The 9,791-nt window shown below is 73.9% G+C and carries 9 protein-coding genes; 1 reads left to right on the forward strand and 8 read right to left on the reverse strand.

Going from position 1 to position 9,791, the window contains the following annotated elements; all coding sequences use genetic code 11:
* Window positions 1-147 precede the first annotated feature (147 nt).
* Complete coding sequence (locus ACWDVG_RS14760; protein ID WP_451699527.1) at window positions 148-879, reverse strand: lysophospholipid acyltransferase family protein; 732 nt, start codon at window positions 877-879, stop codon at window positions 148-150.
* Between the two features lie 184 nt (window positions 880-1,063).
* Entirely contained in the window at window positions 1,064-2,314 is a 1,251-nt protein-coding gene (locus ACWDVG_RS14765) for a hypothetical protein (RefSeq protein WP_451699529.1), read from the reverse strand.
* Between the two features lie 242 nt (window positions 2,315-2,556).
* On the opposite strand from ACWDVG_RS14765, the gene rpmG reads away from it, so the two are divergent.
* A complete protein-coding gene (gene rpmG, locus ACWDVG_RS14770; RefSeq protein WP_451699530.1) occupies window positions 2,557-2,721 on the forward strand; it encodes a 50S ribosomal protein L33 in 165 nt (54 codons plus the stop codon).
* A gap of 73 nt (window positions 2,722-2,794) precedes the next feature.
* Here rpmG and ACWDVG_RS14775 read toward each other — a convergent pair whose 3' ends face one another.
* From ACWDVG_RS14775 to ACWDVG_RS14800, 6 genes are all read right to left on the reverse strand, one after another.
* Window positions 2,795-3,349 carry a GNAT family N-acetyltransferase gene (locus tag ACWDVG_RS14775; RefSeq protein WP_451699531.1) on the reverse strand — a complete coding sequence of 185 codons (555 nt, stop codon included), beginning with the start codon at window positions 3,347-3,349 and terminating at the stop codon, window positions 2,795-2,797.
* 250 nt (window positions 3,350-3,599) lie between these two features.
* Complete coding sequence (argG, locus tag ACWDVG_RS14780) at window positions 3,600-5,045, reverse strand: argininosuccinate synthase (protein ID WP_451699532.1); 1,446 nt, start codon at window positions 5,043-5,045, stop codon at window positions 3,600-3,602.
* Between the two features lie 115 nt (window positions 5,046-5,160).
* A complete protein-coding gene (locus ACWDVG_RS14785; RefSeq protein WP_451699533.1) occupies window positions 5,161-5,784 on the reverse strand; it encodes an isochorismatase family protein in 624 nt (207 codons plus the stop codon).
* Window positions 5,785-5,932: 148 nt separating this feature from the next.
* A complete protein-coding gene (locus tag ACWDVG_RS14790) occupies window positions 5,933-6,922 on the reverse strand; it encodes a GlxA family transcriptional regulator (RefSeq protein WP_451699534.1) in 990 nt (329 codons plus the stop codon).
* Between the two features lie 136 nt (window positions 6,923-7,058).
* The gene (locus ACWDVG_RS14795) at window positions 7,059-8,702 is read right to left on the reverse strand and encodes a glycosyl hydrolase family 8 (protein ID WP_451699535.1); all 1,644 of its coding nucleotides are present in this window, start codon (window positions 8,700-8,702) and stop codon (window positions 7,059-7,061) included.
* A 292-nt stretch (window positions 8,703-8,994) separates the two neighbouring features.
* Window positions 8,995-9,585: a TetR/AcrR family transcriptional regulator gene (locus ACWDVG_RS14800; protein ID WP_451699536.1), complete on the reverse strand. Its 591-nt coding sequence runs from the start codon at window positions 9,583-9,585 to the stop codon at window positions 8,995-8,997.
* Between the last annotated feature and the right edge of the window lie 206 nt (window positions 9,586-9,791).

Consider the following 9,791-nt stretch of genomic DNA (forward strand, 5'->3'; position numbering starts at 1 on the left):
TTCGGCGCAGAGTCGATCTTGAGGACGTACGAACGGACGCGGACCGCGACCGCCCCGGTTCCGTCCCGCCAGGCTTCCCGCCCGCCCCGGTCTCCGCGCCCCGCTTCCGCCCGCCCGGTTCCCCGCGCCCCGCGCGCCGACGTCCCCTCAGGCCCGGCGGCGGAAGGTCGACCACCGGCGCCGGGCCGGGGCGGGCGCACCGTCCCCCGCCGGGGCGCCCTCGAAGGCCGCCGGCTCGCCGAGCGCCCGGGCGGCCGTCCGCCACGCCTCCGTGACGGCCCCGTGGGCGAGGACGGTCGCCGCGGCCACGTCCTCGGGCAGCCGCAGCGGCGCCCCGATGTGGACGTGCAGCCCCGGCCTGCGCACCGGCGCCGTCAGGACCCCGGCGAGCTGCTTGGTCCGCCCGCCCGAGGTGATCCGCCGCGCCCCCGCCTGCCCGATCGGCACCACCGGCGCGCCCGTGGCCGCTGCGAGCCGCGCGAGACCCGTGCGGAACATCTCCGGAGGGTTCTCCCCGGCGTCCCCGCGCGGCGGGATGCGCCCCTCCGCGTACAGCATCACGTGCCGCCCCGAGGCGAGCGCGACGGCCGCGTGGTCCAGGGCGGCCGCCGCGCGCGCCGAGTTGCGGTACACCGGCACGTGGCCGTCGCGGGTCAGCGCCCGCCCCAGGCCGGGCACCCGCCACAGCCCGGCGGCGGCCAGCACGACCGGCTCGACGGCCAGCCGGCGGCGCAGCGCGGCGAGCACCAGCGCCGGGTCGGCGAGCGAGGTGTGGTTCACCACGAGGATGGAACCCGGCTCGACGCGGGCGCCCGGGTCGGAGGTGACGGTCAGCCGGCCGAAGAACGGGACGACATGAGCGGCGATGCGGCTGAGCACGGGAGGCCCCCTGGAACCGGACGAGGAACGCTGACAGGACGATCGTCCCGGCCCCGCGCGGCCCCGGCATGAGCATCCGTACTCAGCCGCCGTGCGTACCCGCGCGCTCCGCTGACGCCCGCCTTCGGGTGACGTCCGCCGTCCGGTGACGTCCCGTCCCCGTCCGGGAGGGCCGCCGGGACGCTCAGCGCAGGACGTGGCCGTAGGCGTCCACCGCGGCCCAGGACGCGATCTGACGTGCCGTCGGCAGCACCGTGGTCACCGCCGCGTTCACGACGACCAGGAGGGTCGTCGCGCTGAGCGCGTACGCGTCGGCGGGCCCGTCGAGGACCGTCAGCGCCGCCACCGGGGCGAGCGCGACGGCCGTCATGCCGAGTGCGCCGAAGAAACCGACCCGGGACTGGACGTACCCGAGGTACTCGGCGGTGGGCGGCCCCACGCGTACGCCCGGGACGAACAGCCCCGACCGCTTCATCCGGTCGGTGACGTCCCCGGTCTCCGGTCCGATGCCCGCCCGGTACCAGGCGTGCGCGAAGACGGTCAGGGCGTACGGGGCGAGGAGCCAGCCACCGGCCGGCCACGGCACGAGCAGCAGCAGCGAGGCGGGGATCATCACCCGGAGACCGCCCCGGGCGAGCGAGAGGGGGACGTAGGTGGGCGTCGGGCCGCTCGTGCGGCCGATCATCCGCTTCGCCCGCTGCACCGGCACCCGTCGCTCGCTCTGCACCAGGACGATCACCACCGCCGTCACCACCACGAGGGCCGCGGCGAGGAGCACGGGTACGAGAACCGTCCGCCCGCCCGACGCCCGTGCCGCCTCGGCCACGTGACCCGGCACGACGGCGGCGAGCTGGGCGAGGAACAGGATCGACACGCCCTCCCCGAAGCCCCGGTGCGTGATGAGCCCGGCGAGCAGGGCGACCGCCGCCGCACCCGCCGTCAGACACGCCGCCAGTGCGACCTGCCCGAGGACGGTGGCGGCCGCGTCCACGACCAGGGGCGCGCCCCCGGGCGAGCAGAGCCCCGAGAGCGGGACGCACCCGGTGTCCACGGCGCGCACCGTCACCACCCCCGCCGCCACCGCGGCCAGGAGCACCGCGAGCCGGCGGGTCCGGCGGGCGACGAGGGCCCGGCCCTGGTCCCCGGCCGCGTCGAGGGCCCGGAGCCGGGGCACGAGCCGCCGGGCCGGCGCCATCACCAGCCGGGCCGCCAGGAGGGGCAGCACCCCGAACGCGCACACCGACAGCGCACCGAGCCCGCCGCCGGTGACCAACTCGACGAGCCCGTACCACCGCCGGTCCGCGCCCTCCGCCCGCGCGGACGCGGCCAGGGGCAGGGCGTCGACGCGGACTCCCGGCAGGGGCAGGCCCTGCCCGAGCCGGAACAGCACGACGGCGCCGATCGTCCAGAGCAGCCGCGTCCTGAGCGCGGGCACACGCAGCACCCGTAGGAACAACACCGGAACCCCCGTCCCCTCGGTGCCCCCACCGTACGGAACGACCCCCATGGATTGGAACAGATTTCCAGAATTCTTCTTCAGTACGGTGCGGCACGCGTCCCGGACGGCGCCGACGACGAGGCCGGGAATGGGACGGCACCGGGCGCTGTTCAGGGAGCAGTGGATGGCATGCCCGAGTCAAAGCGATCGCGCGGCGGCCTTCCCGGAAGGAGATCCCCATGGCACGCAGCACCACGCGACCCGTGGTCACCCTCAGGTCGTCCGCCGGTACCGGCGTCACCTACGTGACCCGCAAGAACCGCCAGAACGACCCCGACCGCCTGGTCCTGCGCAAGTACGACCCGGTCGTCGGCGCGCACGTCCCGTTCCGCGAGGCGCGCTGACCCGGCACCCGCCCGCGACGCAGGACCGCCCGCCACGCCCCTCGGGGGAGTGGCGGGCGGTCGCGCACGCGGCTCAGGACCCTGCGGGAAGCCGCGTCTCCAGGCGCCACGTCACGTCGATGCCCGACTCGCCCGGCGCCGTGGGTCCGCCCGTGAACGGCGCGCGGCCGACCTCCGTGAAGCCCAGCCGCCGGGGGACGGCGCCGCTCGCCGTGTTCGCCTCGTCGTGGTGGATCTCGATGCGCTCGACGCCCGGCATGCCGCGGCCGAGCTCCACCAGGGCCGCTGCGGCCGCGGTCGCGAGCCCCCGACCCGTACCGGACGGGTGCAGCCAGTAGCCGATGTCGAGCCCGCCGGGCTCGTCCCCGCGCATCAGGGAGCAGCTGCCGACGGGCACGCCGTCCAGGACGATCGCGTACGCGTACGTGTCGCCCGTCGCCCACTCGCCCTGGCAGCGCGCGAGGTACCGCTCGCCCTGCGTCCGGTCGTGCGTGGCCGCGAACGGCATCCAGGGCAGCAGGTGTTCACGCGCCTCGCTGATCAGCCGGTGCAACACCTCGCTGTCCGACGTGCGCCAGCGGCGCAGCTCGACGGGGCCGGAGCGGAGCGTCTCCGGGGGCAGGTCCATGACGGTGATCCTTTCGCGGCGCCCCGGTTCCGGCAAGGTCATTTCCGGCGGGCGGCAACCCTTCGGCGGCCGGCGGCGACTCCTTCGTGCCGCCCGCGCCAGGCGCGGCGCGGGCGGCACCCCCGTACGGAAGCGTCGCCGAGGACGGCCGCGCCACCGCCGTGGTCGCCGGAACGCGGCGGAGGCCGGTCCGACGCCCAGCGCGTCGGACCGGCCTCCGCCGGCGGGTGCCCGGGTGCGGCGACCGGACTCAGTCCGTGCCGAACTCCATCGCGGCGCGGTCGAGCAGCTCGTCGTCGTCCGCGACGTCGCCGCGGGACGCGATCGCCTCGGCGCCGCCCTCCGGCATGGTGCCGATCAGCCCGGTGGCGGCCGCCTGCGCGGCGCCGATGGCCGGGTTGGAGGCGCCGATCAGGCCCAGACCGGCGTACTGCTCCAGCTTGGCGCGCGAGTCGGCGATGTCGAGGTTCCGCATCGTCAGCTGGCCGATCCGGTCCACGGGGCCGAACGCCGAGTCCTCGGTGCGCTCCATCGAGAGCTTGTCCGGGTGGTAGCTGAACGCCGGGCCCGTGGTGTCGAGGATCGAGTAGTCCTCGCCGCGCCGCAGCCGCAGGGTGACCTCACCGGTGACGGCCGTGCCCACCCAGCGCTGGAGCGACTCCCGCACCATCAGCGCCTGCGGGTCCAGCCAGCGGCCCTCGTACATGAGCCGGCCGAGCCGGCGGCCCTCGTTGTGGTACTGGGCGAGGGTGTCCTCGTTGTGGATGGCGTTCACCAGCCGCTCGTAGGCGGCGTGCAGCAGCGCCATGCCGGGGGCCTCGTAGATGCCCCGGCTCTTCGCCTCGATGATCCGGTTCTCGATCTGGTCCGACATGCCCATGCCGTGGCGGCCGCCGATGGCGTTCGCCTCCATGACCAGGTCCACGGCGGAGGGGAACTCCTTGCCGTTGATGGAGACGGGGCGGCCCTGGGCGAAGCCGATCGTCACGTCCTCGGTGGGGATCTCCACCGACGGGTCCCAGAACCGCACGCCCATGATCGGCTCGACCGTCTCCACGCCCGTGTCCAGGTGCTCCAGGGTCTTCGCCTCGTGTGTGGCGCCCCAGATGTTGGCGTCGGTCGAGTACGCCTTCTCGGTGCTGTCCCGGTACGGCAGGTCGTGGGCGACCAGCCACTCGGACATCTCCTTGCGGCCGCCGAGCTCCGTCACGAAGTCCGCGTCCAGCCAGGGCTTGTAGATCCGCAGGTGCGGGTTGGCGAGCAGGCCGTACCGGTAGAACCGCTCGATGTCGTTGCCCTTGAAGGTCGAGCCGTCGCCCCAGATCTGGACGTCGTCCTCGAGCATCGCGCGGACGAGCAGGGTGCCGGTGACGGCACGGCCGAGCGGGGTGGTGTTGAAGTAGGCGCGCCCGCCGGAGCGGATGTGGAACGCGCCGCAGGTCAGCGCGGCCAGGCCCTCCTCGACGAGCGCGGCACGGCAGTCGACCAGACGCGCGATCTCGGCACCGTAGGTCTTGGCACGGCCGGGCACCGAGGCGATGTCGGGCTCGTCGTACTGGCCGATGTCGGCGGTGTACGTGCACGGGACGGCGCCCTTGTCGCGCATCCACGCGACGGCGACCGAGGTGTCGAGGCCGCCCGAGAAGGCGATGCCGACGCGCTCGCCGGCCGGAAGGGAGGTGAGGACCTTAGACATGGGAAGAGTATGCATCATCGCGCATGGTCATGCAAAGTCCTCTTCGCAAGGCCCGGCGGTCGCCCCCCTTCTCCGGGCCCGGCCCCGGCGCCGGGCCCGGTCAAGGGGCGGCTGGTCAGTCGGGAAGCCCGTCGACCGTGGGCACGACGACGCCGAACACGTCGGTGATCGTCGTCAGCGCCGCGGTGTGCAGCGCCGCCGAGGGCAGCACGCTGCCGTCGGGCGCCGCCAGCGCGCGGGTCGCCGTCGTCTCGGCGACCACCGTGGCCCGGTAGCCGAGGTTGAAGGCGCCCTGGGCGGTGAAGGCGACGCACATGTGCGTCATGAAACCGGCGAGGACGAGGTCCTTGCCGCTGCCGGGACCGAAGCCCAGGCCGGTCAGCGTCTTCTCCAGCTCCGTCGCGTGGAACGCGTCGGGGAACCGCTTCACGACGACCGCCTCGCCCTCGACCGGGGCGACCTCGTCGCTGATCGCCCCGATGTGCGCGCGGATGTCGTACGGGGTGTTCTCGCCCCCGTCGTTGACGACGTGCACCACCGGGACGCCCGCCGCGCGGGCCCGCGCCAGGAGGCGGGCGGCCGCCGCGAGGGCCTCCTCGGCACCGTCCAGGGCCATCACGCCGGAGCGGTAGGTGTTCTGGTAGTCGATGAGGACCAGGACGGACTCGCGGAGCCGGGCCGGACGGTCGTCCAGGCCACTGACCCGGCGCAGGGGGAGGGAGGGCTGCTGCGTGCTCATGGGATGCCTTTCGGTAAGGAAGGAGAGGCGGAAAGGGGGACCAGGACGGGGACGGGCCGGCGGTCCGGCCGGACGGAGGCACGGCGACGGCGCCCGCGACCGCCCGTGGGCGGTCGGGGCGGGCTGCGGGAGCCGTGCCGAGAGGGGGTCAGACGGTGGTGCGGAACCGGCGCCGATAGGCGGCCGGCGTGGTGCCGAGCTGCCGTCGGAACGCCCGGTGGAGCGTCTCGGACGAGCCGAAACCGGCCGTGGCCGCGACCCGGTCGAGAGGCTCGTCGCCGGTCTCAAGGAGCCGCCGGGCGACCTCGATGCGGGCCGCCTCGACGTACGCGGCGGGGCTCGACCCCGTCTCCTGGGTGAAGACGCGGGCGAAGTGCCGTTCACTGAGGCACATCCGCGCGGCCAGCGCGCCCGCGGACAGGTCTGCGTCGAGGTGGTCGGCGATCCAGAGCCGCAGCTCGTCGATGTCCCTGCGGCTCGCGGCCGGCCGGCTCAGCGGAACGGAGAACTGGCTCTGGCCGCCCTGCCGTTTGAGGTACATCACGAGCTGGCGCGCCACCGCCAGGGCGACGTCCTCGCCGAGGTCCTCCGCGACGAGGGCGAGCGCGAGGTCCAGACAGGCACTGATGCCCGCCCCGGTCCACAGCCGGCCGCGTGCGGTCCGTACGAAGATAGGGTCGGGATCGACCGTGACCTCCGGATGGTCGGCCGCGAGCTGCGCGGCGGTCGACCAGTGGGTGGTCGCCGTCTTCCCGTCGAGCAGCCCGGCCGCGGCGAGGACGTGCGCCCCGACGCACACCGACGCCACCCGCCGGGCGTGCGCGGCGGTCCCCTTCACCCAGGCCACCACCTCGGGGTCGACACGGGCGACGGGGCCGTCCGCCGTCATGTCGACCGCCCCGGGGACGAGCAGGGTGTCCACCCGCGCGCCCACCTCCGCGAAGCCGAGGTCGGCGAGGAGGCGTACGCCGGCGGAGGTCCGCACCTCGCCGGCGGACGGGCCGGCGAGCAGGACCTCGTAACCGGCGCGGCCCGCCGTCTCCCGGTTGGCCAGGGCGAAGACCTCGGCCGGGCCGGTGACGTCGAGGAGGTCGACATCGGGGAAGACCGCGATGACGACTCGGTGTGCGAAGGACATGCCCCTACCCTCGCCCGCCGCCGTGCGTGGCCGCAATGACGATTCCCCGTCACATCCGGACACGCCCGTGCCCACCGGCCTCCGTCGTGGAGGAGACCGATGGGCACGGGAGCGGGACTCCGGTGGTGCGCGATCGCTACGGGACCCAGTGGTTCCCGGACGCGGTGATCATCACCTGGAGCTGGATGCTCGCGGAGAAGTAGCTGCCCGTGTCGATCGGCGTCGCCACCATCTTGTTCCAGAGCTTGTCGAGCCAGGCCTGGCTGCCCGGGTCGGTCATCGCCGCCAGCGTGAACGGGGCGAAGTACGCCGCCTCGCTGCCCGCCGAGATCTGCGTGCCGTCGAGCTTGTAGCCGATGCCGATCCTGTTCGGGTCGCCGCCGGTCTTCGACTTGATCCAGCCGTTGAGCTTCCGCGCCGCCGCGAGGGACTTGGCGTCCCCGCTGGTCACGGCGTCGTCGGCGATCCGCCACGGCGTGCGGCAGGCGTTCCACCAGTACGCGCCGTCGTTCGGGTCCTCCAGGACCTGGCCGGGCGCCGGCTTCGGCGTCGTGTTGGTGTTCACCACGAAGTCGGGCAGCAGGCCGGTGCTCGGCGCGTACGTGTTCTGGAGGTGGGCGATCTGGTTCTGGTGCGCCGCGCGGATCGTGTCCCAGGCGCCGTCGCCCGTGGCCGCGCGGAAGGCGCGGAGGTGGTCGACCATCCAGTCGGAGGTGCGGGAGATGTAGTAGTACTGGTCGCCCGAGCTGCTCCAGTCGCCGAGCTTCAGCAGGTTCGTCGCCGGGTTGACCTCGTCCTTCTTGATCGCGTTGATGTGCTTGACCGCCAGGGCCTTGTAGTTGTACGTGCCCGAGCTGCCCCACTGCTTGTCGGCGAGCAGCAGCCCGTACGCCACGTCCATGTCGCCGTCGGTGGCGCCGTCACCGCCGTTGACGCTGCGGCAGTTGACGTCCTGCTCGGCGGCGAGGAGGTCGGGGTTGATCGAGGAGGGGTGGTCGAGCTTCCACTTCACCAGACCGTCGAAGATCTTCTTCGCGTCGGGGTCGGCGCCCGCCATCGTCGCCGCGATGACCATTCCGTAGCCCTGGGCCTCGGCGACGTACGGGTGGTCCGCGTCCGGCGAGATGACCTGGTACCAGCCGTTGCCGCAGTTCTGGCGGACGAACGCCGACTTCCAGGCCCGGTAGTAGTCGACGACCTTCTGGTCGAGGGTGGCCTGCGTGCCCGTCGGCTTCAGGATCCCGGGGACGTAGGGCTTCAGATGGCTCCCGAACGGCACGGCGGGCCCGCTGCCGCCGCCCTGGGTGGCGGAGCCGTACACCTCGAACTCCCAGAGGGAGTAGCCGTACGTCGTGCCGCGCGCCGTGCCGTACATCCGGACGTAGCGCCCGGTGCCGGAGACGGCCAGGTCGTCGACGGCGCCGTCGCCGGTGCTGGTGGAGTACACGTCGGTCCAGGTCGAGCCGTCCTGGGAGGTCTGGATCCGGTACGTCTTGGCGTACGCGGCCTCCCAGTTCAGCTTCACCCGGGAGATCGTGTGGGAGGACCCGAGGTCGATCCGTATCCACTGGGGGTCGACGCCCTCCAGGCTGGCCCACCGGGTGGAGGTGTCGGAGTCCACCGCGAGCCCGGCCCCGAAGCCGGAGCCCTCGATCGACGAGGTGGTGGCGGGCTTGCCCGCCGACACGAGCGTGTCGGCGGCGGCCGCCTGGGGAAGTCCGATGAGCGGCAGGGCCAGGAGCCCGGACGCGACGAGCAGGGATACGCCTCTTCGCCTCATGAGGTGGGCCGTTCCTTTCACAACGCAGGCCGGAGGATGGGGCATCGCGGGGGATGCCCGGGGGGTGCGTGCGGCGCGAGCCGGGGTGAGCGGTGGAGCGACGGCGATGGTTAGGAAATGTTCCTAACCATCGCGTCGGAGACTAGAGAGGGGCGTGGCGTCCGCGCAAGACCTCGCGTCGGACGGATTGGTGGCGGAAATTCAGCCCGCTGGAGCGGGTGCGCGCGGGGCGCGCGACGCCCGGAGGGCGTACGGACGGCGGGGACGGCGCGGGCCCCGGTCGCCGGGAAGCTCAGGGGGCGACCGACCGCCAGACGGCGTCCGGGAGCAGGCGGGCGGCCTCCTCCAGGTCGACGTCGCCGAGCGTCAGCCAGCGCCGGGCGACGCCGATGACCGGCCCCAGCACGAGGGACTCGATGAGCGGCGCGGGCAGCGGCGCGAGCTCGCCGGTCTCGGTCCGCGCCGTGATCCAGAGTGCGAGGGGCGTCAGCCGGGCCTCCTGGGAGTCGCGGATCTCCTGCGTCCGCGCCATGCCCTCCCGGTCCGCCGACACCGAGTGCAGCAGCAGCGCGGCCTCCGGCTCGGTCCGTACGAACTCCAGGTACGCCCGGACGACGGCGTGGATGCCGGACCGGGCGTCGGGCGCGCTCAGCAGCGCCGTCCCCAGTTGTTCGAGCAGCCGTCCGAGCCAGCGCAGGGAGAGCGCCGAGAACACGCCGTGCAGGCTGCCGAAGTGGTGGTAGATGCTGCCGGTGCTGACCCCGCTCGCCCGGGTGAGGGCGCCGACGGTGAGCCCGGCCTCGCCGTCGGCGGCGTACACGCGGAGGGCCGCGTCCAGCACCTGGGCGACGGTGGCTTCCCCGCGTTGCTGCTTCGGGCTCATCGAGCTGGGGTCCCTTGCCTTCCGTCCGGGCCGGGCGCGCCGACGCGAGGGGCGCGCGGATGTGAAGGTTCAGCATAGGCCACCGTTCGGTACCGAACTTTTCGGTGCGCACGCGTCCGGCCGCCGGGGGCCGCGGGGGGTGCGGGGGTGGGGGGGCGGGCGGGGGGCGGCGGGTTACGCCCTGCCGGGCTGGGGGGGCCGCGGGG

It is taken from the genome of Streptomyces sp. NPDC003327, from assembly GCF_053589515.1.

Bases quoted from the DNA above. Each gene is read 5' to 3' on its own strand.
- ACWDVG_RS14790 (WP_451699534.1), bottom strand. From the start codon at position 6,922: ATGTCCTTCGCACACCGAGTCGTCATCGCGGTCTTCCCCGATGTCGAC.
- ACWDVG_RS14785 (WP_451699533.1), bottom strand. From the start codon at position 5,784: ATGAGCACGCAGCAGCCCTCCCTCCCCCTGCGCCGGGTCAGTGGCCTG.
- argG (WP_451699532.1), bottom strand. From the start codon at position 5,045: ATGTCTAAGGTCCTCACCTCCCTTCCGGCCGGCGAGCGCGTCGGCATC.
- rpmG (WP_451699530.1), top strand. From the start codon at position 2,557: ATGGCACGCAGCACCACGCGACCCGTGGTCACCCTCAGGTCGTCCGCC.
- ACWDVG_RS14775 (WP_451699531.1), bottom strand. From the start codon at position 3,349: ATGGACCTGCCCCCGGAGACGCTCCGCTCCGGCCCCGTCGAGCTGCGC.
- ACWDVG_RS14795 (WP_451699535.1), bottom strand. From the start codon at position 8,702: ATGAGGCGAAGAGGCGTATCCCTGCTCGTCGCGTCCGGGCTCCTGGCC.
- ACWDVG_RS14800 (WP_451699536.1), bottom strand. From the start codon at position 9,585: ATGAGCCCGAAGCAGCAACGCGGGGAAGCCACCGTCGCCCAGGTGCTG.